This is a genomic window from Paraburkholderia sp., from assembly GCF_036488795.1.
Lineage (GTDB): Bacteria > Pseudomonadota > Gammaproteobacteria > Burkholderiales > Burkholderiaceae > Paraburkholderia.
The window spans coordinates 30,186-55,779 of record NZ_DASXHA010000102.1; the positions used below are offsets into that span (position 1 = coordinate 30,186).

25 protein-coding genes are annotated in these 25,594 nt (G+C 61.3%); 12 read left to right on the forward strand and 13 right to left on the reverse strand.

The window, feature by feature from the left end; genetic code table 11:
• Nucleotides 1-352: 352 nt before the first annotated feature.
• From VGH41_RS14470 to VGH41_RS14480, 3 genes are all read right to left on the reverse strand, one after another.
• Nucleotides 353-1,198 (reverse strand): carbohydrate ABC transporter permease, encoded by an 846-nt coding sequence (locus VGH41_RS14470; RefSeq protein ID WP_331598138.1) that lies wholly within the window; start codon nt 1,196-1,198, stop codon nt 353-355.
• Entirely contained in the window at nt 1,195-2,085 is an 891-nt protein-coding gene (locus VGH41_RS14475; protein ID WP_331598139.1) for a sugar ABC transporter permease, read from the reverse strand. Before VGH41_RS14475 ends, VGH41_RS14470 begins: the two co-directional genes overlap by 4 nt.
• Before the next feature lie 145 nt (nt 2,086-2,230).
• Nucleotides 2,231-3,463: a sugar ABC transporter substrate-binding protein gene (locus VGH41_RS14480; RefSeq protein ID WP_331598140.1), complete on the reverse strand. Its 1,233-nt coding sequence runs from the start codon at nt 3,461-3,463 to the stop codon at nt 2,231-2,233.
• A 346-nt stretch (nt 3,464-3,809) separates the two neighbouring features.
• Between VGH41_RS14480 and VGH41_RS14485 the strand changes: the two genes are divergently transcribed.
• The 3 genes from VGH41_RS14485 to VGH41_RS14495 all read left to right on the forward strand — a co-directional run bounded on the left by VGH41_RS14485 (nt 3,810) and on the right by VGH41_RS14495 (nt 6,659).
• Nucleotides 3,810-4,583 carry an SDR family oxidoreductase gene (locus VGH41_RS14485; protein WP_331598141.1) on the forward strand — a complete coding sequence of 258 codons (774 nt, stop codon included), beginning with the start codon at nt 3,810-3,812 and terminating at the stop codon, nt 4,581-4,583.
• 56 nt (nt 4,584-4,639) lie between these two features.
• A complete protein-coding gene (locus tag VGH41_RS14490; protein ID WP_331598142.1) occupies nt 4,640-5,716 on the forward strand; it encodes a sn-glycerol-3-phosphate ABC transporter ATP-binding protein UgpC in 1,077 nt (358 codons plus the stop codon).
• A 73-nt stretch (nt 5,717-5,789) separates the two neighbouring features.
• Nucleotides 5,790-6,659: a MurR/RpiR family transcriptional regulator gene (locus tag VGH41_RS14495; RefSeq protein ID WP_331598143.1), complete on the forward strand. Its 870-nt coding sequence runs from the start codon at nt 5,790-5,792 to the stop codon at nt 6,657-6,659.
• 83 nt (nt 6,660-6,742) lie between these two features.
• Here the strand turns inward: VGH41_RS14495 and VGH41_RS14500 are convergent, their stop codons facing one another.
• Nucleotides 6,743-7,327, reverse strand: a complete 585-nt coding sequence (locus VGH41_RS14500; protein WP_331598144.1) for a hypothetical protein — start codon at nt 7,325-7,327, stop codon at nt 6,743-6,745.
• Nucleotides 7,328-8,357: 1,030 nt separating this feature from the next.
• On the opposite strand from VGH41_RS14500, the gene VGH41_RS14505 reads away from it, so the two are divergent.
• The 5 genes from VGH41_RS14505 (at nt 8,358) to VGH41_RS14525 (ending at nt 12,314) form a co-directional block, all read left to right on the forward strand.
• Nucleotides 8,358-8,663: a hypothetical protein gene (locus tag VGH41_RS14505; RefSeq protein ID WP_331598145.1), complete on the forward strand. Its 306-nt coding sequence runs from the start codon at nt 8,358-8,360 to the stop codon at nt 8,661-8,663.
• 146 nt (nt 8,664-8,809) lie between these two features.
• Nucleotides 8,810-9,037 (forward strand): hypothetical protein, encoded by a 228-nt coding sequence (locus tag VGH41_RS14510; protein WP_331598146.1) that lies wholly within the window; start codon nt 8,810-8,812, stop codon nt 9,035-9,037.
• 233 nt (nt 9,038-9,270) lie between these two features.
• The gene (phaP, locus tag VGH41_RS14515) at nt 9,271-9,801 is read left to right on the forward strand and encodes a TIGR01841 family phasin (RefSeq protein ID WP_331598147.1); all 531 of its coding nucleotides are present in this window, start codon (nt 9,271-9,273) and stop codon (nt 9,799-9,801) included.
• A 67-nt stretch (nt 9,802-9,868) separates the two neighbouring features.
• Complete coding sequence (phbB, locus tag VGH41_RS14520) at nt 9,869-10,612, forward strand: acetoacetyl-CoA reductase (RefSeq protein ID WP_331598148.1); 744 nt, start codon at nt 9,869-9,871, stop codon at nt 10,610-10,612.
• 226 nt (nt 10,613-10,838) lie between these two features.
• A complete protein-coding gene (locus VGH41_RS14525) occupies nt 10,839-12,314 on the forward strand; it encodes an NCS1 family nucleobase:cation symporter-1 (RefSeq protein ID WP_331598149.1) in 1,476 nt (491 codons plus the stop codon).
• A 13-nt stretch (nt 12,315-12,327) separates the two neighbouring features.
• Here the strand turns inward: VGH41_RS14525 and VGH41_RS14530 are convergent, their stop codons facing one another.
• The 7 genes from VGH41_RS14530 to VGH41_RS14560 form a co-directional block, all read right to left on the reverse strand.
• Entirely contained in the window at nt 12,328-12,723 is a 396-nt protein-coding gene (locus tag VGH41_RS14530; RefSeq protein ID WP_331598150.1) for a hypothetical protein, read from the reverse strand.
• A gap of 188 nt (nt 12,724-12,911) precedes the next feature.
• Nucleotides 12,912-14,258, reverse strand: a complete 1,347-nt coding sequence (locus VGH41_RS14535; RefSeq protein ID WP_331598151.1) for an ATP-binding protein — start codon at nt 14,256-14,258, stop codon at nt 12,912-12,914.
• Nucleotides 14,255-14,968, reverse strand: a complete 714-nt coding sequence (locus VGH41_RS14540; protein ID WP_331598152.1) for a response regulator — start codon at nt 14,966-14,968, stop codon at nt 14,255-14,257. The genes VGH41_RS14535 and VGH41_RS14540 overlap by 4 nt, the downstream gene beginning before the upstream one ends.
• A 122-nt stretch (nt 14,969-15,090) precedes the next feature.
• The gene (locus VGH41_RS14545) at nt 15,091-15,387 is read right to left on the reverse strand and encodes an EF-hand domain-containing protein (protein ID WP_331598153.1); all 297 of its coding nucleotides are present in this window, start codon (nt 15,385-15,387) and stop codon (nt 15,091-15,093) included.
• A gap of 690 nt (nt 15,388-16,077) precedes the next feature.
• Complete coding sequence (locus VGH41_RS14550; protein WP_331598154.1) at nt 16,078-16,284, reverse strand: hypothetical protein; 207 nt, start codon at nt 16,282-16,284, stop codon at nt 16,078-16,080.
• A gap of 174 nt (nt 16,285-16,458) precedes the next feature.
• Complete coding sequence (locus tag VGH41_RS14555; RefSeq protein WP_331598222.1) at nt 16,459-17,550, reverse strand: ADP-heptose--LPS heptosyltransferase; 1,092 nt, start codon at nt 17,548-17,550, stop codon at nt 16,459-16,461.
• Between the two features lie 169 nt (nt 17,551-17,719).
• Nucleotides 17,720-19,372: an acyl-CoA synthetase gene (locus tag VGH41_RS14560; RefSeq protein ID WP_331598155.1), complete on the reverse strand. Its 1,653-nt coding sequence runs from the start codon at nt 19,370-19,372 to the stop codon at nt 17,720-17,722.
• A 213-nt stretch (nt 19,373-19,585) separates the two neighbouring features.
• Between VGH41_RS14560 and VGH41_RS14565 the strand changes: the two genes are divergently transcribed.
• The 4 genes from VGH41_RS14565 to VGH41_RS14580 all read left to right on the forward strand — a co-directional run bounded on the left by VGH41_RS14565 (nt 19,586) and on the right by VGH41_RS14580 (nt 23,710).
• The gene (locus VGH41_RS14565; protein WP_331598156.1) at nt 19,586-20,524 is read left to right on the forward strand and encodes a LysR family transcriptional regulator; all 939 of its coding nucleotides are present in this window, start codon (nt 19,586-19,588) and stop codon (nt 20,522-20,524) included.
• A 337-nt stretch (nt 20,525-20,861) separates the two neighbouring features.
• Nucleotides 20,862-21,641, forward strand: a complete 780-nt coding sequence (locus VGH41_RS14570; protein ID WP_331598157.1) for an acetoacetate decarboxylase — start codon at nt 20,862-20,864, stop codon at nt 21,639-21,641.
• Between the two features lie 22 nt (nt 21,642-21,663).
• Entirely contained in the window at nt 21,664-22,446 is a 783-nt protein-coding gene (locus VGH41_RS14575; protein WP_331598158.1) for a 3-hydroxybutyrate dehydrogenase, read from the forward strand.
• Nucleotides 22,447-22,456: 10 nt separating this feature from the next.
• Nucleotides 22,457-23,710 (forward strand): patatin-like phospholipase family protein, encoded by a 1,254-nt coding sequence (locus tag VGH41_RS14580; protein WP_331598159.1) that lies wholly within the window; start codon nt 22,457-22,459, stop codon nt 23,708-23,710.
• Nucleotides 23,711-23,775: 65 nt separating this feature from the next.
• Here the strand turns inward: VGH41_RS14580 and VGH41_RS14585 are convergent, their stop codons facing one another.
• On the reverse strand, nt 23,776-24,561 hold the full coding sequence (locus tag VGH41_RS14585) for a 1,6-dihydroxycyclohexa-2,4-diene-1-carboxylate dehydrogenase (protein ID WP_331598160.1): 786 nt from the start codon (nt 24,559-24,561) through the stop codon (nt 23,776-23,778).
• 5 nt (nt 24,562-24,566) lie between these two features.
• Nucleotides 24,567-25,586, reverse strand: a complete 1,020-nt coding sequence (benC, locus tag VGH41_RS14590; RefSeq protein WP_331598161.1) for a benzoate 1,2-dioxygenase electron transfer component BenC — start codon at nt 25,584-25,586, stop codon at nt 24,567-24,569.
• Nucleotides 25,587-25,594: the final 8 nt, after the last annotated feature.

Genomic DNA, 25,594 nt, shown 5'->3' on the forward strand with positions numbered 1-25,594 from the left:
GCGCGAAAGTTCTTGTCGGCGAATTACTGTTACTTCCCGGTGTCGTCCTAAACGCGAACACCGCAAGCAAGACATGAATGCTGTGTCACAAACGAGTGATGCGCGATGGACGACCTCGTCTCGGACCGAGATCGGGTAAGCGGCGAGGGAGACATCTACAGGCTGGCGGTTGGAGCCCGCTTTCTTTTGCCTACTTTTCTTTGCGGCGGTTGCAAAGAAAGTGAGTGCCGCCCCGCACAGAGGCGAAGCTATTAGACCGATAAGAATACAAGGAAAGGCCAACACCATAAGGCAAACAAGCCGTCAATTGCGTAACCTGAAGCGCCGCTTCAAAGCATTGACCCCATCCCCATCACTTGACGGCCCCCAGCGCCAACCCCTTAACCAGATACCGCTGCAACCAGGCAAACACAACCGACACCGGCAAAGTCGCGCACAACGTCGCGGCCATCACGAGGTGCCATTCAACCACATACTTGCCGGCCACCATATCCGTCACCTGCACGGTGAGCGTCTTGTTCTCGGGCGAACGAATCAGCGTATAAACCACCGCGAACTCATTCCACGCATTGATGAAGGTGAAAATAGCGGTGACGACAATGGCGGGGACGGCTAGCGGCAAAAACACCTTGAATACGGCCTTCGCGCGACCGCATCCTTCCAGCCACGCCGACTCTTCAAGATCGCGCGGCACGGTCTGAAAATACGAAGACAGCATCCACACGGCAAAGGCGATATTGAACGCCGCATACGACACGATCACGGCCAGCTTCGAATCCACCAGATTGCCGTCGCCATAGGGAATCATGGCCGCGAGCCGGAACAGGCCGACCACCAGCAGGATGGGCGAGAGCATCTGCGTGACGAGCAGGAACTGGCGATACAAGCTACGGCCGCGAAACGGAAAGCGTGCCAACGCATAAGCCGCAGGCAGGCTGACCGCAAGCGCAAGCGCCATGGAAAGCAGACTGACGATGATGCTGTTGCGCAACGCGACGCCGAAATTCGCCGCGACCCACATATCGACGAAGTTCTGCCATTGCCAGTGCACCGGCAGCCAGCGCGCGGGATACACGAAAATCTCGTTGGCCGGCTTGAGTGCCGTAAACAGCATCACCGCGAACGGGAACAGCACCAGCACGATCAACGGCGACAGCGCGAGCCAGCACCACATTGTGCGTTTCATCTTGAGGCTCATACGTTGTCTCCTTCCTTCGACGGCTGCATGCGCAGATACAGCATCGAAAATACGAACAGCATCACCAGCATGATCAGCGACACCGCCGCCGCCTGGCCCGGACGTCCGAGCCGGAAGCCGATTTCATACAGGTAGGTGACAAGAATGTGCGTGCTTTCGTCCGGGCCGCCTTGCGTCATCACCCAGATGATTGGAAACGAGTTGAACACGTAAATCACGTTGAGCAGGATCGCCATGTTGACGAAGGGCCGCAACAGCGGCAAGGTCAGCTTGCGAAACTGTTGCCAGGCACTCGCGCCATCCATGCGCGCCGCTTCGTAGATGTCTCCCGGCACGGACGACAAGCCGCCCAGCAGGATCGTCACGGTAAAGGGAATCGACACCAGAATGCCGACGGCAATTTCCACCGGAAACGCCAGTTCCGGCGTTGCCAGCCAATGAATCGGCCCATTGATGAGGCCGAGCCGGTGCAACGTGACGTTGACCATGCCGTAGTCGTCGTTGAAAGCCCAGCGCCAGACCACGGCGGTCATGGTCAGCGAGACGGACCACGGCAGCATCACGATGGTGCGCGCCACCCCGCGCCCATAGAAATCCTGATTGAGCACCAGCGCGACCGGCACCGAAATCAGCACCGTGCCGCCCACCACGAAGAGTGTCCAGTAGATCGTGCGTCGCAATGCACCGATGAATTCCGGATCGGTAAAGACGGTGTAGAAATTCTGCAGACCCGTGAAGTCGCGAATCGCGCCGAAGCGCGAGACATCGTGCAGTGACTGATACACGATGTTGAAGATCGGATAGCTGATGATGAACAGCGCGAGTATCAGGCTCGGCGCAATCAGCAACCAGGGCGCCGACAGGCGCGGAGAAGCAGGACGGCTCATGCGTGCTCGATCGTAAGTTGCGCCGGAAGCTGGACAGCGTTCCGAGTTGCCGCAACGGGATGGGCCGGATACAACACAGCGCGCGCCGCCTGTCAGCAGCGGCGCGCGCCGGTCTACATTAACGCTCTACGACATGACGCGGCGATTACTTGCCGAGCGCCTGATTCGCCTTGTCGGCCGCTGCATTGAGCGCCGCTGCCGGCTGGGCCTTGCCGAGGTAGATCGATTGCATTGCATCCGACACGGCCTTCGCCGTGTCTTCCCAACCCGTGATGGTCGGAGCGAAGTGCGCGCTCGGCAGCAGCGCGATGAACGCCTTCGTATCCGGATCATTGAACGCCGGGTCGGTCGCTTCGGCCTTGGTAGTCGGCAAGAAGCCTTCCGTGCTGGTGAACTTCACGCGCGGTTCCTTCGTGAACAGATAGTCGAGGAACTTCCAGGCGCTCTTCTTCACCTTGGAGTTCTTGAACATCACGATCGAGTCGGTCACCGCATAGGTGGCGTGGGTCGTGCCCATCGGGATCGGATCGATGCCGTACTTCAGGTTCGGCGCTTCCTTCGCGATCTGCTTGGAGAGGAACGGCGCCGAGATCACCATCGCCACGCGGCCCTGCTTGAAGAGGTTCTGCACGTCTTCGCGGCTGTAGCCGGTCACGCCCGGTTCCGTCAGACCTTCGTCGATCATCGTCTTGTACAGCGTGGCAGCCTTCACGCCAGCCGGCGAATTGAACGCGGCCTTGCCGTCCTTGCCGACCACGTCGCCGCCGTAGCTCCACAGCGCGTAGTAAAAGTAGACGTCCGTTTCGATTTCCTTGCCTTGCAGACCGAAGCCGGCAATACCTTGCGCCTTCAGCTTCTTCGACGCGTCGATCACGTCGTTCCAGGTCTTCGGACCGTTCGGATAGCCAACCTTCGCGAGCAGGTCCTTGTTGTAGTACAACGCGCGAGCCGAGGCGGCGATCGGCAGGCCGTACACCTTGCCGTTGATTTCACCCGGAGCGAGGAACGGGCCGATAAAGCGGCTCTTGAAGCTCGCGTCCATGTAGCCGTCGAGCGGCTCGGCGACGTCGTCCTTCACGAAATCGAGCAGCCAGCGCGTGCCTACGATGGCGAGGTCGGCGTTGGCGCCGCCCGTAATGTCCGTTTGCAGTTTCTGTTGCAGCGTGTCCCAGCTCACGTCCTCGATCTTGATCGTCGTGCCGGGGTTGGCTTTCTGGAACTCGTCAGCCACTTTCTGGAAGTACGGCGCGGTGGCGTCGCTGTAATGCGCGACGGTCACGCGGACCGTATCGGCGTGCGCCGCCACGGTCAGACCTGCAAACGCGAGCGCTACGGCAATCTTGCCGAGCGTGAAAGAAGCACGGGCTTGCAACGACATTTCTCTCTCCTGGGGTGGTTCGCTGCCGTCGCCGGCCGCTGGGTGTTAAATTGTTTGAAAAAATCCTACATGACGAAAAAAGGGTTGTCACGTAGGGACTACGATATTTTTTCTCAGCGCCGTTTTTGCATAAGATGCTGTAAAGAAGGGGTATTTTGTGCGGCGCGAGAGCCCTGATGCTCGTCTTTAGCCGTTCGAAGTATGCGCGCTGGATCATGTGTGTTGGAAATTTACACGCCGCGAAGGGTTTCCAGGCTTGCTTTTGAGCCGCTATGCGGCGCTTGCGGACGTGGATCGCGGCGCCCCGGACGGTGGGGATCATGTGCAGTCACGCGTGAGGACAGAAATGAATCGAGTCGTGCTGGTTACCGGAGCGTGCGGCGGGATTGGCAGCGCGTTGTGCCGGCGGTTTGTCGGGGAAGGCGACACCGTGCTTGCGCTCGACATCGACGCGGCGGCGCTCGACTCGCTCGTCGCCCAGCTCGGCGCCGACCGCGTCACGCCGGTCGTGGCGGATCTCGGCGATGCAGCCGCGGTGCAGCAGGCGGTGGCCGCGGCGGTCAGGTTGCGTGGACCGGTCGAGGTGCTGGTCGCCAACGCCGGCGCAGCGGATGCTTCGACGCTCGCCAGCACCGACGCCGCCAGCTGGCAGCGCGACGTGCATCTGAACCTGAACGGCACGTATCACACGGTCGAGGCCGTGCGCGCTTCGATGGTCGAACGTCAGCGCGGCGTCATGGTGCTGATTGGTTCGGTAAACGGCATGGCCGCGCTGGGTCATCCGGCGTACAGCGCGGCGAAAGCCGGCCTCATCAGCTATACGAAGGCGCTCGCGCTGGAGCTCGGACGCTTCGGCATCCGCGCGAACATCGTGTGTCCTGGCACGGTGAAGACGCAAGCCTGGCAGGCGCGGGTCGACAAAAACCCGCAGGTGTTCGAGGATTTGAAGAAGTGGTATCCGCTGCGCGATTTCGCCACGCCGGATGACATCGCCGATGCCGTGCTGTTTCTCGCCTCGCCGATGGCGCGCGTGATCACCGGCGTAGCGTTGCCGGTCGACGGCGGTCTGATGGCCGGCAACCGGCTGATGGCCGAAGAATTGACGCTCGAGAAGCTTTGAACCAGTGAACGCGGCGCGGCACCTGCGCGGCCGCACCGGACGACGATGAGGACAGCATGGCAGCAGTGCAACTGAGCGGCATTTTCAAGCGTTACGGCGACACGCAAGTGGTGCACGGCATCGACCTGCATATCGACGACGGCGAGTTCGTCGTGCTGGTCGGACCTTCGGGTTGCGGCAAGAGCACGCTGATGCGCATGGTGGCCGGCCTCGAAGAGATCAGCGGTGGCGATCTGACGATTGGCGGCACGCGCGCTAACGGCCTTGCGCCGCAGCAGCGCAATATCTCCATGGTGTTTCAGAGCTATGCGCTGTATCCGCACCTGTCCGTGTACGAGAACATCGCGTTTGGGCCGCGCATCCGCAAGGAAGCGTCCAGCAGTTTCAAGCCGCGCATCGAAGCCGCGGCCAAAATGCTCAATCTCAGCAGCTATCTGGATCGTTTGCCGCGCGCCCTTTCGGGTGGCCAGCGTCAGCGGGTGGCGATGGGACGTGCGGTAGTGCGCGAGCCGTCGCTGTTCCTGTTCGACGAACCCCTGTCGAATCTCGACGCAAAACTGCGCGTGCAGATGCGCACTGAGATCAAGGCACTGCATCAACGTCTGAAGAATACGGTGATCTACGTCACGCACGATCAGATCGAAGCCATGACGATGGCTGATCGCATTGTCGTGATGAATGCCGGACGTATCGAGCAGATCGGTCGCCCACTCGATCTGTACGACCGGCCTGCGAATCTCTTTGTGGCGAGCTTTCTCGGCTCGCCTTCGATGAATTTTTCCGAAGGCGTGCTGGTCAGCAGCGCTGCAGGTCTTGCGCTAAAACTGGCTGACGGTAGCGAGATTGTGTTGCCGAAGGTGCCGGCTTCGGCGCGCGTCGGCGCCAAGGCGACGCTTGGCATTCGCCCCGAACACGTCGAGACGCTCAGCGCGCCGGATGGCGTCGTGCTGGAAGTCGAAGTGGTTGAACCGACTGGCGCGGAGACCCATCTGTACGGGAAAATTGGGGGGAGCACGTGGTGCGTGACGACCCGCCAGCGTTCGACCATCGAGCCCGGTCAGCGTGTCGCATTGCGCCTGCCGGCCGAACATCTGCACCTGTTCGATACGGAGAGTGGACGCAGGCTCGACTGAAACCGCGTGTGGCCGCTGTCGAACTCGCGGCATGACGCGGATTCCAGACCTTGAACCCATAAGGAACACACGGGTGTCCGCTCCCAACCTGATTCCCCAGATCCGCGGCGCGTTGACCCAGCTACGGCCAGCCGAGCGCAAGGTCGCCGACATGGTGCTGAGCGACGTCGACTTCGCGATGCGCGCGAGCATTACCGAACTCGCGCAGCGTGCGGAGGTGTCCGAACCATCCGTGACGCGCTTTTGCCGGGCGGTGGGAGCGAACGGCTTGCGCGACTTCAAAATGCAGTTGGCGCAAAGCGTGGCGGGCGGCCTGCCGTATGCGTCGACGGCGGTCGCGCGCGACGACGATATCCAGACCCTGCTGGACAAGGTCGGCGAAGCGGCCGTCGACGGCATCACGCATGCGCGCGCCGATCTCGATCCGGTAGTGGTGGAGACGGCGATTGCCGCATTGGCCAGTGCGCATCGGGTGTACTTCTTTGGAGTGGGTTCCGGGTCAGGGCTGGTTGCGCAGGATGCCGCGTTGCGGTTTTTGCGGCTCGATCTTGCGGCCAGCGCCTTTACGGATGGTCATCTGCAACGCCTCTATGCGGGGCTGCTCGAGCCCGGCGATGTGGCGTTCGCGATCTCGCATTCGGGGCGCAGCGTCGAAGTGAACGAGAGCATCCAGATTGCGAAAGAGCGCGGTGCGACGACGATCGCGCTCACCAATGTGGGCTCACGGCTCGCGTGGCTCGTGGATATTCCGTTGCTGCTGCGCGTGCCTGCCACCGTCGACCCTCACACGCCCGGTGTGTCGCGGCTCGTGCATCTGTGCATCATGGATGCGCTCGCCATTGGCGTGGCGCTCAGGCTGGGTCCGAAGACCCTCGAGAAGATGCGGCATGCGAAGGCGCGCTTGTCGCACGAGCCAGAAGCGGCGGCGGGCGAGTCGCAGTGAGAACTGCCAGGCGTTCGCGAGAATGAGTTTCGGCGCCCGGGGCATCGTGATGACGTTGCCCCGGGGCTCATTGCGGGACGTGTCTAACGCCTTGGTATGAGCGGCGTCGAAAGCACACCGCTGCTCGTGCCGGTGCTGCCGCTCGTGCCTCCCGCGAGGCCACTAAGCAGGTTCGTCAATGGCGCAAGCAACGACGAGCCATTGCCGGCGCCGCCGTTCGTGCTGCTGCCGGCGCCACCTGGCACAGCACTCGGCTTACCGCTCAACGCCCCCGTCAGCGAGCCGACCAGGCTGGTTAACGGCGCTGCCGGATTGCTCGCAGAGCTTGATGTGCCGGTCGAAGCACCATGCGGTGTGTTGCCGCCGAGGCCTCCTGTCAGGCCGCCGAGCAGGCCGGCGAGCGGTGTGGCCGGGTTGCCGCTGCCTTGCGAGCCACCCGCGACCGATGCAACCGGCAGGCCGCCAAGCAGCGCAGTCACCGGTGCCAGCAAGCCACGATTGCCCGTCGTACCGCCCGGCGTGCCGGTGCCCGTCGAGTGAGTGCTGGTGGCGCCATTGCCGACACCGTTGCCGTTTCCGCTGCCGCTGCTATTACCCACGGTGATGGGAAGAATGGGCACGCTCACCGCACCGACGTTGACGACGAGGTTCAGGATGGGGTCGAGCAAACCGCTGGTGGACTGGTTGCCGTTGCCTGTGCCTGTGCCTGTGCCTGCGCCTGCGCCGTGAGAGCCTGAGCCACCTGAGCCACCTGAGCCACCCGAGCCACCACCACCGTAGCCCCCGCCCCCGTCGGACCCACTCCCTCCGCTCCAGCCACCGCCACCATATCCGCCGCCGCTCGTGCCGCCACCAGGTCCACTGCCGCCACTGCCACCGCTTCCCCCCGTGTTCCCCGCACCCGTCCCCCAGTTTGAACCACTGCCTGCGCCGTTTTGGCCGCCGCCATATCCACCCAGTGAACCTGAAGCCGACCCGCCGCCCCAGGTCGAACCTGAAGCACTCGGAGCACTCGAAGCACGGCTAGATCCGCTGCTGGTCCAGCCACTTTCGACGCCGTTATCAGGCCATGCATAGCCCGCTCCCGGTTGCCCGGCAATCGTCCAGCCGCTTTGCGTAATCGAGCCTGGTGGTGTGCTGGTGACGTCCCCAGCCTGACATGACGTGGCCAACGACCACCAGAGGAGTGCGTTCGCCGATGCAACAAGGGTATGTTTGAAGGGAGCCATGATTAGTCCTTTCGCGATGGAATCGCGTCCTGATTGGTCAAAGGTGTAATCAGTGCCCCCGGAAAACCGCTGATCGGTCTTGCAGAACTATTTGCGCTACGCCCGTCAGCGCGAGGATGCGCGCCGCCGTTCTGGTTTTGGAGCCGGGCGCGGTAGCGCCACGGGCTGATGTGATCGTCTCGGGCAGGCGGTAGGGGCAAGTTCCAGGCCAACGCGGCCGTCCTCGCGCGCGCCGCGACGGGTGTGCAACCGCCCAGCGTGATGGATTTGGTAAAAGGCGGCGAAGCCATGCTGGAGGGGGCTGCGTCGTGAGATGCATGCCACGTGGTCAGGTCAGCGCACGCTTAAGTAGCTCCTGGAAACGTTACGTGTTCCCGTCACGGGCGACGTAACCTCCCCGTTACATCGCTTTCATGCCGTATTGCGCAGACAATAGGTCTTTGATTTGCTATGGAGTCCAACATATGTAATGACGGGTGCCATTTTCGTACGCGGAACAACCGTCTTCACACCTGAATTAGCACGCCCGTTCTCGAAAACGTTTTCATTTGGTAATCCAAAACTTGGCGTGGGAATTAAAACACTCGCGCTGCATGTTTACCCTGACAAACCCTTGTCAGACAACGGTTACAACCCCGTTCCAAATTCGATTCAAACGCTTGTCGGGCGTGCGATAGCGGATTTTATGAGTGCATCGCAGAACGAATCGTCACACGAAATTTGCCGCCAGATTTGTGGTTCCCATATATTGATCATTTATGGCGACCCGAATTAAGATGGCATCCCTCGCACAGCACTCATCGCATTTTGCGAGTCGGCACAAGGAGAGTCGCACACTGTATTCACTGAGTCAGGTTCGGGACACGACAGTCGTAAGCCGAAGTCTCGTCAACGCAGCACCTAAAAACTTGGGAGATAAAGATGCTGAGCCCTCACGAATTCGCCACCCTGATGCTGGTCAAAGACGCGACCAGCCCATTGCAGGTCGATCACGCCGATCTCAACGCACTGCTTGAGCGCCAGCTCGTCAGCGTCGAGCAAAGCGCCTCAGGCTATGTCCTGCTTCGTCTGACCCACCTGGGACAGGCGTTTCTGAAATTTGCAGCGCGGATTCGCGCGGACGAGCCCTATCAGACGCAATCCGCATAACCGCAAGGCCGTTCGGCCGCATCATAAGTGAACGGACGTGCGCTAATGTCGCCCAGATAATCCGAACATTATTTTGTCATACTTATTTAAAAAGAAAAGTTGAACGGCCTCGACCTGAGGCGACGTCCAGCTCGCATGTTTCGCCCTGTCAGTCATCACCAGCCATTCCCGAATACGAAGGTGCGTGCTCTATTGCAATGGGCGCCCGGTCGTTACCCTTTAGGAGTTTCACAATGAACGAGTGGTTTTCGGACCAGCTGACCGCCTCCCAGAAAGCGGCCCTTGAAGCGTTTTACAGCGCCGCGAATCTGGCCTTCGAAGGATTCCAGAAGTTGACCGAACTGAATCTGCAGGCGGTCAAAGCGAACGTGGCCGAGACGCACAAGCTGCTCGCGGCCGGTGATCCGCAGGCATTTTTCGCGCAGCAGGCGAGTCCGACCGGGCCGCTGGCGGAGCGCGTCCAGTCTTATAACCGCCGTCTCTATGACATCGTGGCTAGCACGCACGCTGGTTTCGCGACAATTGCAGGGGCGCAATACGAGGCGCACAATCGCCGCGTACAGGCGCTCTTTGACGATGTGTCGAAGCAGGCGCCAGCTGGATCGGAGGCTGCAGTCGCTGCCCTGAAAAAGATGATGGATTCAAGCAACGCCCTTTATGACAGCGTCAACAAGACGGTTCGACAGGCCGTCACGCTGGCCGAAGGCGGCGTCGAGGCGATGCTGCCGCGCACGGCGGGCGCATCGCAGGCAACCAGCGGATAAGCGGCAGGACGGGCCGAATGGGTTGCCCCCGCCTGGCCGCAGACCCTCTTAAGCGGAGGCAGCCGGAATGACAAAGCAGATTGCGTTAGTAACCGGTGGCATGGGCGGCATTGGCGAAGCGATCAGCATCAAGCTGCACGATGCGGGTTACACGACGGTGGTCACGTACTCGCCCGGCAACCTAGGTGCCCAGGCGTGGCTCGAACGCATGGAGGCAGGCGGGCGCCGCTTTCATGCCTACCCGGTGGATGTCGCGGACTACGACGCTTGCCAGCAATGCGCGGGGCAATTGCAGGCCGAAGTGGGTCCGGTGGACATTCTGGTCAATAATGCCGGCATTACCCGCGACGCGAGCTTCAAGAAGCTCGATAAGGTCAACTGGGACGCGGTGCTGCGCACCAACCTCGATTCGCTCTTCAATATGACCAAGCCGGTGTGCGACGGCATGGTCGAGCGCGGCTGGGGGCGCATCATCAATATCGCGTCCATCATTGGTTGCAAAGGCGGTTTCGGCCAGACCAACTATGCCGCTGCGAAAGCCGGCATGCATGGCTTTACGAAGTCGCTGGCACTCGAGGTGGCGAAGAAGGGCGTCACCGTCAATACGATTTCTCCGGGCTTTATCGCCACCAAAATGGTGACGGCCGTGCCGCAGGAAGTGCTCGACAGCAAGATCATTCCGCAGATTCCGGTCGGACGCCTCGGGCAACCGGAGGAAGTCGCGGCCCTCGTGGTATATCTCTGCTCGCGGGACGCGGCCTTTGTTACCGGGGCCAACATCGCCATCAACGGCGGCCAGCATATGCAGTGAGCGTGCGCATGGCAGGTACGAAGCGCGCCACCCCCAGCGCCACCACGCCTTAAAAAACCCCGCACCTGTCCCACACTTTGCGTGCTTGCGCGTCGACGAGCGCGGTTTATTCTGGCGCAGTCGTTTTTTTGTGAAACCATCTATATTGTTGCAATAGCAAGCGGTTGCCTGGAACGCCGTCCATCCGTTGACCGATCAGTCGCAAGACACACCCGCAGGGGGAGACATGTCGACTTCACCGCTTCTCGATGGTAGCGCCCCGCTCGGTCCCGGCGGCTCCGCAACGCAGACCGACGCGCGCCTGTACAACCACGACCTCGCGCCCGTTCCACTCAACAAACGCACATGGACCGGCTATTGCATCTTCGCGATGTGGATGTCGGACGTGCACAGCGTCGGCGGCTACACATTCGCGGCCAGCCTCTTTTTGCTCGGCATTTCCGGTTGGCAGGTGCTGATCGCGCTGACCATCGGCATCCTGATCGTGTATGTGCTGATGAATCTGGTCGGCAAACCCAGCTACGTCCACGGCATTCCGTTTCCGGTGATGGCGCGTGTCAGCATGGGCGTGATGGGCGCGAATCTCGCCGCGGTGATTCGCGGCGTGGTCGGCATTGTCTGGTACGGCGTGCAGACCTATTTCGCGTCGAAGGCGGTCGCGACGCTCGTCATTCTGTTTTTCCCGGCTGCCGCGGCGCTGCACGACTTCGCCTTCCTGCGGCTCGACGGGCTCGGCTGGGTCAGCTTTCTCTTCATGTGGGTCTTTCAGTTGATCATCTTCCAGCGCGGCATGGAGACGATCCGCAAATTCATCGATTTCTGCGGTCCCGCAGTGTACGTCGTGATGTTCGCCCTGATGGCGTGGATCCTCTCACAAGCCGGGCTCAGCAGTCTGAGCCTGACCTTGGGCGGCAAGGTACTGTCGGGTAACGAGCAGTTCGCCAGCATGGGCAATGCCACGCTGCTGGTGGTGAGCTACTTCGCGGCACTCCTGCTCAATTTCGGTGATTTCTCGCGCTTCGCCAAAACCGAACGGCAGATGAAGGTGGGCAATTTCCTTGGTCTACCGGTCAACTTCATTGTGTTCGCCATCATCACGGTGATCGTGACGTCAGGCAGCGCCACAGTGTTCGGTTCAATGATCATGGACCCGGTGGCGATCGTCGCGCATATCCAGAACAAGGCGGCGGTGGTGATCGGCAGTCTGACCTTCATTGTGGCGACAATGGGCATTAACATCGTCGCCAATTTCGTCTCCCCGGCCTACGATATTGCCAACCTGTTTCCGAAGCATATCGACTTCAAGAAGGGCGGCCTCGTGGCTTCCATTCTGGCCGTCCTCGTGTGCCCGTGGATTTTTGTCGACAGTCCGAAGGCGATCACGATTTTCGTCAGCGTATTCGGCTCCGTGCTGGCGCCGCTCTATGGTGTGATGATGGCGGACTTCTACCTCATCAAGAAGCAGCAGGTTGCCACTGCGCAGCTGTACAGCATGTCGCCGCAAGGCCGCTTCTATTACGACGGCGGCTGGAACAAGGTGGGTATTGCCGCGCTGGTGATTTCCGGCGTCATCTCAGTGGGCTGGGAACTGTGTACCCAGTTGCTGCATGTCTTGCCGGACAACAACTTCGGCTGGTTGATCGGCGCGGTGACGGGCGCCGTGCTGTACGTCGTGATGATGCGCGTCGCGCGGCGCAGCTAAAGCGTGGTCTAGCTTAGCGCTTAGGCGACTTGCTGCGTGAGACGCGCAGATCGACAGCGGTTGCAAGCGTGACGGGTTTAGCCGCTTCATCCAGATGAATGTCGACGTTGCGATACACGTCGCGACAGAACTGCATGCGGGTTGCCGTTTCTGCTGTGTCAGGAGGGGCGACGATCTTCTTCGGGTTGGCGAGCGCGGCATCCACGGCCATTTCGTCGCCGGGCTCCGCTTTCCTGATGCCAATGCCCTCAATGGTGACGGCAACGCACGGATTGGGCACGGCTTTGCCGTGCGTGGCGGCCACATTGAAATTAATGTTCAGGCGCCACAATCCCTCATGAATGTTCTGATGAATGATGACGGCCTTGACCAGGTCCTGATGGGACAACAGATGCTCGCTGCTTGCCATGGGTGTGCTCCTCGAACGAGGTCCTGCGAGTGCCGCGCCGCGAGAGCTGCTGCCCTGACCTGACGTGACACCGCGTGTCGGATCAGAGTGATTGTACGAGGCTGGTGATCGCAAGCAAGACCACAATGCAGCGGGAACGTGACGCAGATAAGCCGGGCCGCTCTTCAAGCGGCCGGCAAGCGCAGGCTTCAGGTTGCCGCACGTGCATTGAGCGGCAACACCACCCACACTTCGAGACCCCCGCCTTCGCGCGCGTGAAACTGCAGTGAGCCGCCGTGCAGGCGCGCGATGCGTTCGACAATCGCAAGGCCGAGGCCAGTGCCGCCAGGCTGGGACCGCGCGTTGCGTCCGCGCTGAAAAGGCGCCTTGAGTGCTTCCAGTTCTTGCGGCTCAAGTCCTTTGCCGCGATCTCCGATCGCCACGTACGCGTGTTCGTTGCGGATCCACGTGCGCACGGCGAAACCCGTGCGGCCATAGACAACTGCGTTCTGCATCAGATTCATCAGAAGCCGCATCATCGTGATCGGGCGGTACGGGAACACCGGCAGCGCGCCCAAGGAAAGTTCGAATTCGTGACCCAGTCCCGCGAAATCCGCAGCGAGACGGTTCACCAGCGCGTTGAGATCGCCAGGCTGCGCGGCTTCGCGCTCGCCGCTGCCGGCATAGTCCATGAACTGCTGCAGGATGGTCTCGATCTGATCGAGGTAGGCCTCTGCGGCCACCACGAAGCTGTCGTCGCCGTGGTCGGTGATCGCCATGGCCATCGCGAGGCGCAGTTTGGTGAGTGGTGTGCGGATATCGTGCGAAATGCCGGCCAGCATCACCGCGCGGGTCGCTTCCGCTTGCTGCAAGGCCTGGGTCATCTGGTTGAACGCGCCGCTGACCTCGGCGATTTCGGTGGGACCGTCCGTCGGTAGCGGTGGAGGGGTCTCACCCGAACTGACGCGCCGTGCGGCATGCGCCAGGTTTTGCAGCGGCCTGTTTAGATGGCGCTGGATCAGATAGCCCGTGAGCGCCGCCAGTGCGGTCAGGCCAAGCGAGAGCAGAATGGCCGCGTCGAGGCCGCCGCCGCGCGCATCCTCGGGGACGGGCAGCGCGATCCAGGCGGGCTCGCCGTGCGCGTGCATCTGAATCCACAGGCGCTGACCGCCTTCGGATTGCCAGCGCACGGCCATGTCGGCGGGAAGGTTTTGCCGCAGCGCGTCCAGAAACACCCTGCGCTGATAGCTCATGTAGAAATGCAGTGGGCTCGCCGGCGGTTCGAGGGCGGCGGCATCAGGCGGTTGCGCGTGATCGTTGACGCGGGCGAGCAGCGCATTGCGCGCATCGTCGGGCGCGGCTTCGAATAGCGCGTTGAGGGTCGTGATGTAGTGAGCGAACACCACCGCCGTGCGTTGCACGCGCGGCTTCTGCACGTAGTGCAGCAACACGGCGAGCGAACAGACTTGCGACAGCATCACGAGCACGATCAACAACGCGATGTTGCGCGCCAGCAGGCTGCGCGGCAATTCGAGCAAGCGGCTCAGCGGCTTCATGACTCGACGTCGGCAATCAGCATGTAGCCCACGCCCCACACGGTTTTGATGAAGCGCGGTTTGGACGGATCGTCCTCGACGATCTGACGCAAGCGCAGCACCTGTACATCAATGCTTCGATCGAGCGCGTCATGATCGCGGCCACGGGCGCGCGCGATCAGGTTGTCGCGGCTTACGGCCCGGTTGGGTGAAGACGCCAGCGCCGCCAGCAACAGCATCTGCGCCGAGTGAATCTCGAGCGGCTCGCCGGCGCGCGAAAGCAATTGCTTGCTCAGATCCAGACTGAAGTCGCCGAAGCGCACGGTCTGTGCCGTCAAGGTCGGCTCGCCCGAGGCGATTTTCTGGCGCCTTAGCAAAGCGCGAATGCGGGCGACGAGTTCGCGCGGCAGAAAGGGCTTGGCGAGATAGTCGTCGGCGCCGGTTTCGAGTCCCACCACCTTGTCGAGCGGATCGCCCTTGGCGGTGAGCATCAAAATGGGCAGCGTCTGTCCTTCGGCGCGCAGACGGCTGCACACTTCGAGGCCGTTTTCTTCGCCGATCATCAGATCGAGCACCAGTAAATCGAATGGCTCGCGCTGCAAATAGCGGTCGAGCCGTTTGCTATCTTCGGCGACGCGCACCTCGAAGCCGTGCCCGGTCAAGAAGCGCTGCAGCATATTGCGCAACTCGGCTTCATCGTCGAGCACGATGATTTTCACAGGTCGATCCATGCGAGGCTCCTTAAGCGCCCTGGCGTCGTGTGATTCCGATGCACAGGATAGCGTCTTTTGCTCAACGTTCGAAGATGGCGCCTGAAGTGGAGCGGTCGCAGGAGAGTGCAGGGCGGCCGGGTTCAGCGCGCTGCTCCGCGTTGCACCATGAAGGCCTCGATTTGCGCCAGCGTCACGTAACCGGCTTTGGCCGTATCGATCTCGTCGAAATGCCGCGCAACCATCGGCATACCGGCGGCCGCCTGTTGCCTCGTCAGCTTGCCGTCCTGGGTGGTGTTCGCGTTGGCAAAGCGGCTTTGTAATTGCTGTTCCATTTGCGCCATGCGCTGCGGACTGCCGCCCATTGCAGGTGAGGTGCTCTGTGCGAATGCGCCAGTGGAAGCCAGACACAGGGCCAGAATCGTCAACATCTTTTTCATTGCATGCTCCGTGGAATGATTCGTTGTTCGTCGCTAGCGTCGTGCTGCGAAGCGTTCAACGACAGGCCGAATTCTTGCCGACCGTGTCCGGAAATGCAATTTCAAAGCCGCTACAAATCATGTCGACGTATGTCATGGCAGCGCAAACGCGCGTCCTGCCTGCGTGACATTGAGTGAAACAAGTTATCGCTGCCGTTTCGATGGGGCTTTGCGTATCTTTCGTTGGTCGTTATTTCGAAGCCCCTCGTTTTCAGGAGTTCATATGAAGATCCGTTTTGCCTGCGCTTCCGCCGCCACTGCCTTAGGACTTGCCTGTTCGTCCAATGCGTCTGCGAAAGTCGTCGTTGCTTATGCCCCTGCGACGGTGGCCTATGCACCGCCTCCGCGTCCCGCGTATTACTACGCGCCGCCCGCTTACGTGATGCCAATGTCTGTGCCCGCAACGATCACGGCTGGCGTGCCGCCGCCCGTACCGAAGCGGTTGCCGTTGTACACCACAGTGGTTGTGCCTGCACCGACCAATTATGCGGCCGTACCGGCTGCCAACGTCGTGTACGCACAACCGGTCATGGCTGTGCCGCGGTGAGTTCGTTCACAGAATCCAGTGCGGGCGTGTTCGTCAGACGGAAGAGAAAACGGGACATTTGCGCGCCCACGCCGGGTGAGCAGCGTAGACGCGCAGCGAAACGGTCAATGAAAGATCAGATAAAGGATCACGAGCACGATGAGCGGGACGCCGAGTAGCCAGCCAAGGATATAGGGCATGATGTTCTCCTCTGAGTGATGGATTGCAGTACGACTGCTATCCAGCACGCGCCGTGCCCGGCTACGGAAATCACATGAAGCCGGCGTCTGCAGCGCGTTTTTCAGCGTGGCTCGCGGCAGATCGATTCGCACCGGCTTCATCAGATAGTGGCCCGAAGCTTCTCGCCCCTGTGCCGGCTCAGGCGGAACACGGACGGAGACCCAACCGTGGGGTGTCCTGGCGGAGGAAGCCGGCAGCGGTGGTGTTTGTACAACGCGCGAGCCGCCTGCCTTGGTCTCTCTCTGCGAGAGAAAGGCGAGGGAAGATCAGGTGTGCCTGAAGCGCGTCGTGGCAGATTGATCCAGCATAGCGAACGTCACCTCGCCGCTCAAAGCTTGCTCGTATGCCGCGTTCAGGCGCGCCAGGTCCTGTTCGCGGTCGCTTGCCTGGATGTTGCGCAACTCGGGCAAATCCAGCGTAATCGCGTGGCACAGCGGGTAGTCCCGCACGCGCAACCCGGGCGCTACCGTGGTGAAGAACGCGGTGGTGGGCACATCGAAACCGGCTGCGATGTGAACGGCTGCTGTATCGGCAGTCAGTACGTAACGGGCATGCCGGAGCCACGCCAGAAAGTGCGCGGTCGATGGCGAGTATGGCGTGATGTCGACGTAATGTGGATGATCCACGGCTCCGAAACCCAGCACGGAGCGGCCGAATTGTTCGAACAGGCGCCCCACCAGCGTTGCGTGGAGCGCGCGCGGCACGCTGCGGATCGGCGTGCTGGCGGTCGGGCAAAACAGCACATAAGGCTCGTCTGCCCATGCTTGCGGCAGCGGCGGCAATGAAAGTGTCTGCATCCAGCGATTCGCCTTCATTGCAGCCGGCACGCTCGCAGGCGAAACACCTAGCGCCTGGAGGAAGAAATCGATCATCGGCATCGACATGAAGTCGGGCCAGAAAAGATGATTGCCAAGGTCGATACGCGTCTCGCTGCACGGAATCTTCGCAAGCGGCCATGGCAGCGTATGTGTCTGCGCGACGCTGTGTTTTGCTAGCGAGTAGAACTGCTCGACGAAAGACGGTGCCAGTTCGGGCCGATACACCACGAAACGCACGTGCGGATGCGTGTAGCGGATTGCAGCCAACGCGCTCAAGCCGATGATCGAATCGCCGAGCGTCACGCCCATGCCGTTGATCACATGGACCACGGAAATCTGCGCGTAGTCGAGTGTGAACGGACGTGCGGCTGCGTTGAGTATGCCAGGCTCGCTCGCAAGCGGGGAGTGCTCGCCGATCTCGGCATCACGCTGCTCAAGATCGTACGGCGCAACGATGCAACCGTCAGGCGTGAGCAGAGATCCTGCATGCGTGAGCGCTTCGTCTGCACGTAGACTTTGCAATTCAAGGGTTCCGTTGATTGGAGCGAAGGCGACTTGCGGTGCGGCGCCGAGCGTACCGCAACAGAATTATGCCCGTTTGCAGCGGGCAGCGCAGATGCGCCATGCGCTGCCCAAAGGCGACCCCAACACTCCCCGAAGCGCGGACCCACGCTTGCCCAGGCTTGCCCAGGCGAAGCCAGAAGCGTGTTCAGCGTTGCCCTGAAGACGGCGCAGTCAGGCTGGCGCGTAGCTCCTTGCGAATCACCTTGCCGGTGGCGGTCAAAGGCAGACTCTCGACGAAACGTATTTCGCGCGGATACTCGTGTGCCGCAAGCCGCGTTTTTACGTGCTGCTGGATGTCGCGCACCAGTTCGTCGCCCGGTACGAAGCCGGCATTCAGCACCACGAACGCCAGCACGATTTCCGTGCGCTCCGGGTCGGGCGCACCCACTACGGCTGCCATGCAAACCGCAGGGTGACGCAGCAGACAGTCTTCGATTGACGCGGGGCCGATTCGATAGCCGGCACTGGTGATGACATCGTCGTTGCGGCCTACGAAGCGGATGAAGCCCTCGGCGTCGCATTGTCCAAGGTCGCCTGTCAGCAGGTAGCGTCCGCGAAATTTGTCTTTCGTCGCGGCTTCGTTGCGCCAGTAGCCGAGGAACATGACAGGATCGGGGCTCGCAACGGCGATGTTGCCGATCGTGTCAACCGGCAGCGGCACACCCTCGTCGTCGACGATCACGACCCGATGACCCGGCGCCGCTTTGCCGATGGCGCCGATACGCGGTGGAAACAGCGACGCGCACGACGAGACCACCACGTTGCACTCGGTCTGCCCATAGAACTCGTTGATGGTGACGCCGAGCGCCGCGCGTCCCCATGCAATCAGTTCTTCGCCGAGCGACTCGCCGCCGCTTGCCACCGCGCGCAGCGACAGCGTCCAGCGCTCGGGATGCGTGACGGTACGCATCATCTTGAGCGCGGTGGGCGGAAGGAACGTATGGGTGACGGCGTGACGCGACATCAGATCGAATGCGGCTTCGCCGTCGAATTTTTCGAAACGTCTGGCGAGCACCGCCACACCGTGATGCCACGCGGGCAGCAGTACGTCGAAAAGGCCGCCGATCCAGGCCCAGTCGGCCGGTGTCCAGATCAGCGTGGCGTGCGCCGGAAAGAGGGCTTGTGATAACTCGACGCCGGGCAAATGCCCCAGCAATACGCGGTGCGCGTGCAAGGCGCCTTTCGGCTTGCCGGTGGTGCCGGAGGTGTAAATGATGACGGCGGGATCTTCTGATGAGGTGTCAGCCGGTGTGAATGCTTCGGGGGCGGCGTTCAGTGCGTCCCAGAACGCGTGGACGCCGCTCGACGCTGCGTATGCAGCATGATTTGCGTCGACGCAGTAAACCGCCTTCAACGCAGGCAGCGTGTGCCGTATTTGCGCCAGCTTCTGCAGGCCGGCGGTATCGGTAATGAGCGCCGCCGCGCCGCTATCTTCGAGCCGGTATTGAATGGCATCGACGCCGAACAGCGCGAACAATGGCACCGCAATGCAGCCGGCCTTATACGCGGCCACGTGAGCAATCGCCGTTTCAGGCGATTGCGGCAAGAAGATCGCCACACGGTCGCCCTGCGCCACGCCGTCGCCGCGCATGGCATTGGCGAACCGGTTCGAGAGCGTCTTGAGGGTGTCGAAGCTGTAACGCGTGGCCGTGCCGTCGCGCTGTTCGTAGATCAGCGCGAGACGGTTCGAACCGTCGGCCCATTTGTCGCACACGTCCACGCCCATGTTGTAGCGCTGCGGAATCCGCCACTCGAAGGTTGCCGCGAGCGTATCGTACGACTGGCTTTCGGGAAGCATGCGTTCTCCTTGTCTGTATAAATCGCGCCTTTTCCGACGCTCGGATAGCAGTGTAATCGCGTCCGCCCGGATTGAGCGTGACCGCGGGCAAGCACGCGCGCTTTTGCACGGCAGGTGGCGAAAACCCCAAGGACTGCAACGCATCTTTACGGGAATCGAGAAAATAGCATGCACTATTCGTGCAACAATCCGGACAGGATTTGAAGGAACCGTATGGATACGCTACAAAAAATGCGCGTGCTGGTCCGTGTTGTCGAAGCGGGCAGTTTCACCGCCGCGGCGCAACGCCTCAATACCACGACGGCTTATGCGTCGCGCGCGGTCTCTGACCTTGAGGCGCATCTGCGCACAAGGCTGCTCAATCGTACGACGCGCCGCATCGCGCTTACCGAAGCGGGCGAGCGCTATTTGCAACGCTGCGAGGAAATTCTCGCCTATGTCGATCAGGCCGAAGCCGAGGCGAGCGACGCGCATGCGCGGCCGTCCGGCAAACTGAAGGTGCACGCCATGACCGGGATTGGTCAGCACTGCGTGGTGCCGTCGGTGGGCCGGTATCAGCAGCGCTATCCGGATGTGACTGTCGAACTCACGCTTGCGCAGCGCGCGCCGGATCTGCTCGACGAAGGTTACGACGTTGCGCTGGTGCTCGCCGAAGACTTGCCCGACTCCGGGCTCGTATCGCAGCGTCTTGCCAGCACATTCAGCGTCGCCTGTGCATCGCCTGCCTATGTCGCGCGCAACGGGATGCCGCGCGTACCGGCTGAGCTGGGCAGCCATGCATGCCTGCAAACCGTAACGCCGATTTTCCCCATTGACGAATGGACCTTCTACGGCCCGAATGGGGAGGAAGAATGCTCGCTTGGTGCGACCACTTTCCGCGTCAATGTCGCCGAGGCGCTCGCGGTTGCGGTTGGCGAAGGTATGGGAATCGGACTGCTGCCGAGTTATTCGGCCATCAACGGCTTGCGCAGCGGCGAGCTGGTGCGCGTGCTGCCCGAGTACACGTCGCAGCATCTGAACGTGTATGCGCTCTATCCATCGCGCCAGTATCTGGATGCAAAGATCCGCACATGGGTCGAATTTCTGCGCGAAGAATTGCCGGGTGCCCTGGCCAACGAATGCTTGAACGATGTTGCGTTGAGCGAAGTGTGACGGATTCGGCGCGAATTGCATTGAGGAGAACGCGTGGCGTAGCGCGCTCTCCTTTTCTGGCGTGAGCCGTATTTAGCCATCGCGCGTAGCTCTGCGCGCAGAGCACACGCTCATTCATATTTTCTCTTTTGGCGCTGCCGGTTCGCGCAGTCCGCCTTCCCTCCACATCGCACCAAACGCACGTGTAATAGGGCACTCGCGCGAGGCGTGCTTAGTTCCCCTCTCAGTGTTGCGCCCAGGTTAACAGTGTATTGGGGATATCGGCGTCCTATTGCCGCAGCATTCCCTCTACTATGTGACCCGCGCGGTATGCGCCTGTCAGTCAATAAGGAGTTTCATGGACCTTGCTTCGATCCGCAAAGACGCCTTTGCGATGCCCGTTCACAATCCCGCTTATCCCCGACCGCCTTATCGTTTTCTCAATCGGGAATATTTCATCATTTCCTATGAGACGGATTTCGACGCATTGCGCGCAATCGTGCCGGAACCGTTGCATCCGGAGAACGATCTGGTGCATTACGAGTTCATCCGTATGCCCGACTCGTCGGGTTTCGGTGACTACACCGAAAGCGGTCAGGTCATTTCCGTGCGCGACCAGCAAGGGCGCCTCGGCAACTACACCCATTCGATGTATCTCGACGACGAAGGCCCGATCGCCGGCGGCCGCGAGATCTGGGGCTTCCCGAAGAAGCTCGCGCGGCCGACGCTGAGCGTCGACGGTAACGACACGCTGCTTGGCACGCTCGACTACGGCACGCAACGTATCGCGACCGGCACGATGGGTTTCAAGCATGTGCCGCTCGATATGGAAGTCGAACGCAAAAAGCTTGCGGACACACCGAACTATCTGCTGAAGGTGATTCCGCACGTCGACGGCTCACCGCGCATCTGCGAACTGGTGCGCTTCTATCTGCGCGACGTTTCCGTGCTCGGCGCCTGGACGGGGCCGGCTGCACTCGAACTGCATCCGCACGCGCTGGCGCCGGTCGCCGATTTGCCGGTCAAGCGCGTCGTGGGTGCGCGTCACGTGATCGCCAATCTCACGCTGGATATCGGCGAAGTCGCGCTGGACTATCTGGCCACGTCCGAGAACCTGAAGCTCGCGGCCAACCTGTAAACCTGCTGAAGAGGAAACGAAGATGTCATTGAAGAATAAAGTCGCGCTGGTGACGGGCGCAGCAAGCGGTATCGGTGAACAGTGCGCGCGCAAGCTCGCGAGTCTCGGTGCTGCCGTGGTGATCGCCGATCTGAATCTCGAGAACGCGCAGAAAGTGGCGAGCAGCATCGTCGCGGACGGCGGCAAGGCGCTGGCCGTCGCGATGGATGTGACCAGCGAAGAGGCGGTGAATAGCGGCATCGAACGCGCGGTGAAGGAACTGGGCAGCATCGACGTGCTGGTGTCGAATGCGGGCATCCAGATCGTGGCGCCCATCGAAGAGTACGCGTTCTCGGACTGGAAGAAGATGTTGGCCATCCATCTGGACGGCGCCTTCCTCACCACCAGGGCCGCGATCAGGCATATGTACGCGGGCGGCAAGGGCGGCTCGATCGTTTATATGGGTTCCGTGCATTCGCATGAGGCATCGAAGCTGAAATCGGCCTACGTGACCGCCAAACACGGTTTGCTGGGGCTGGCGCGGGTGGTGGCGAAAGAAGGCGGTCCGCGCGGCGTGCGTGCGAACGTGGTGTGTCCGGGTTTTGTGCGTACGCCGCTCGTCGACAAGCAGATTCCCGAGCAGGCCAAGGCGCTCGGCATTTCCGAAGCGGACGTGGTGAAGAACGTGATGCTCAAGGAAACCGTGGACGGTGAGTTCACGACGGTCGAAGACGTCGCCAATACGGTGGCCTTTCTTGCAGGCTTCGAATCGTCGGCGTTGACCGGGCAATCGGTTATCGTCAGTCACGGCTGGTCGATGCACTAAGGGGCTACGTATGCGCAGCAGCACAAAAAAAACTGACCGGCAGCCGGAAGCATTTGTGCTGCCGCGCTACGACGAAATTGCGCTCGTGCTTCAGGGCGGCGGCGCGCTCGGCTCGTACCAGGCAGGCGTCTACGATGGCTTGACGCAAGCGGGCGTGCAGCCTCACTGGATTGCGGGCGTATCCATTGGTGCGCTGAATACCGCGATCATCGCGGGCAACGCACCGGAACAACGTGTCGAGGCATTGCGCGGCTTCTGGAATTCGATCTGCCATCCGCTCGACTGGCTCGGCGGCCTCGGCGCCTGGACACTGCCCGGATTCGGCATGCACGATGAGTCGCGCAAGTGGGCCAGCATGTGGGCGGCGGGTCGCGCGTTGATGGAAGGCCAGCCGGGCTTCTTCTCGCCACGCTTTCCGCTACCCATGGCCGGCCTCGGCAAGAAAACACCCAATGCCGTGAGCTATTACGACACAGCGGCATTGAGGGAAACCCTGCTGAAGTTTGCAGATTTCGACCGCATCAACGATGGCGACATTCGCGTTTCAGTCGGCGCGGTGAACGTGCGCACCGGCAACCTCGTGTACTTCGACAACACGAAGATGCGCCTCGAGCCGGAGCATTTCATGGCTTCCGGCGCGTTGCCGCCGGGTTTTCCGGCAGTCGAAATTGACGGCGAATACTACTGGGACGGCGGCCTCGTTTCCAACACGCCGCTCACCGAAGTGTTGCGCGACGCCGAACATAAGGACACGCTGGTTTTTCAGGTGGATCTGTGGAGTGCGCGCGGCAATGCGCCGGGCGACTTCCTCGACGTGTCGGAGCGCGCCAAAGACATTCAGTATTCGAGCCGCACGCGGGCAATTACCAGCATGCTGGCGGATCGCCAGAAGCATGCGCGCTTCATCAAGGAACTGCTGACGCACGTGCCGCCAGACCTGCTGAAATCAGATCCCTTGTTCCGGCTTGCCGAGGAGGCCGCTGATGGCAGCGCGATCAATGTGGTGCACCTCATCTACAAGAACAAGCCGTACGAGGGGCACTACAAGGACTATGAATTCAGCATCGATACGATGCAGGAGCACTGGGAGAGCGGTCTGGAAGATATCCGCGATTCGTTCTCGCATCGCGAATGGTTCGATGTGCCGAGCCGTGAGCAGGGCTTCGTGACGCATGACGTGCATCGTCCGGCGGGTACCGTGCCGCAGTCGGATCGCGACACGCTGGAGCTGCCTACTGCGGTGGAAAAGAAAATCGCGGCTTAAAGTATTTGCCTGGATGGCCTGCATCAAGGCCTGCATGGAAATGCGCCCTGAACGGGCGCATTTTTTTAACCCTGATCGCCACCGCCCACCGGCAGCACCGTGCCGGTGATATACGACGCTTCGTCCGAGGCAAGAAAGAGAATCGCGCCGACCTGCTCGTCAATCGTGCCGTAGCGGCGCATCAGACTGGAATTGACGGTCTGTTCGACGATGCCCTCATACCAGCGCGCTTCCTGCTCGCTCTGCGGCTGCGTATTGCGCGGCACCTGGCGTGGCGGGGCCTCGGTGCCGCCCGTTGCAACGGCATTCACGCGGATATTGTGCTGTGCATGCTCGAACGCGAGGCTTGCCGTTAGCGCGTTGACGCCGCCCTTGGCGGCCGCGTAGGGTACGCGGTAGATGCTGCGCGTCGCAATGGAAGACACATTGACGATGGCGCCGCGCTGTTGCTTCAGCATCTCCGGCAGAACGGCCCGGCAACACCAAAGCGTGGGAAACAGTGAGCGGCGCACTTCGGCTTCGATCTGCGCTTCCTCGTATTCCTGATAGGGTTTGGCCCAGATCGTGCCGCCGACATTGTTGATCAGCACGTCGATATGGCCGAAGGCTTCCACGGTATATCGGGTCATGGCACATGCGCCCGCAAAGGTTTCCAGATCGGCGACGAATGCGCGTGCCTCACCATCGAGAGCGGCAATTTCATCCGCGACGTTTTGCACGAGAGGCGAGCGGTCCACCAGCACGAGTCTCGCGCCTTCGTGTGCCGCACGCAGCGCGACGCCGCGACCAATCCCCTGTGCCGCGCCGGTGACGATGAAGGCTTTGTCCTTGAAACGATTCAAATGGCTCATGATGTCTACGCTACGTTGCTGGCAGAGAATTTCTCGTGATAGAAGTTTGCGGGTTTGACGCCGGTTCGAAGCAGCCACGCCTGTACTGCGTCGACCATCGCGTTTGGACCGCACAGGTAGACATCCACGTCGCCGGCGTTGAGCCATTCCTGCTCCACGTGCGCGGTCACGTAGCCCTTGCGCGGGTGCGCGCTTGCTGCATCCACCACGCAGGTGCGGAACGCGAAGTCCGGCAGCTTGCTTTGCGCGGTCTCGAGCTGCTCGAGCGCGACGAGGTCCGTATCGTTCGTCACGCCATAAACCAGCCGTACCGGTTGCGGGCTGCCGCTTGTGGCGAGCACGTCGAGCATCGAAAGAAACGGCGCAATGCCTGTACCGCCCGCCAGAAACAGCAGCGGCCGCACGCTCTCACGCAAATAGAAACTGCCATACGGCCCCGAGAACGTGATGCGCTGGCCGGGTTGCGCCTGCTGGCTCAGATAGCCGCTCATGCGTCCATCAGGCACGTTGCGCACGACGAAGGCCGCACGGGAAGCGCCCGGTGGCGAGCTGAACGAATAGGAGCGCGACAGCGTGCTGCCTGGAATCTCGACGTTCACATACTGGCCCGGCAAAAAGCCGAGCCTCGCCGGGTCGTCGACATCGACAGAAAAGTGAATCGTCGAGTCGGACAGATGCTGCACCGAGGCGAGCGTGCCTTCATGCTTCGATACAGCGGTTCTGCATGCCGCTGAGGAGGCGGGCACGCGAATCACGCAATCCGAGCGTGGCCGCGTCTGGCAGGCGAGGATGTAGCCTTGCGCGGCCTCGTCGGCGGTGAGCGCATCTTCGATGTAGCTCGATTCGGGCAAGTCATACTTACCCGATTCGCAGTGGTTGCGGCACGTGCCGCATGCGCCGTCGCGGCAATCGAGCGGAATGTTGATCTGTTGACGGTACGCTGCATCGGACAATGTCTCGTTGTCGCGGCAGGTGATGAAGCGGGTCACTCCGTCTTCGAAATGAAGTGCAATGCTGTGTTCCATGAACGGCT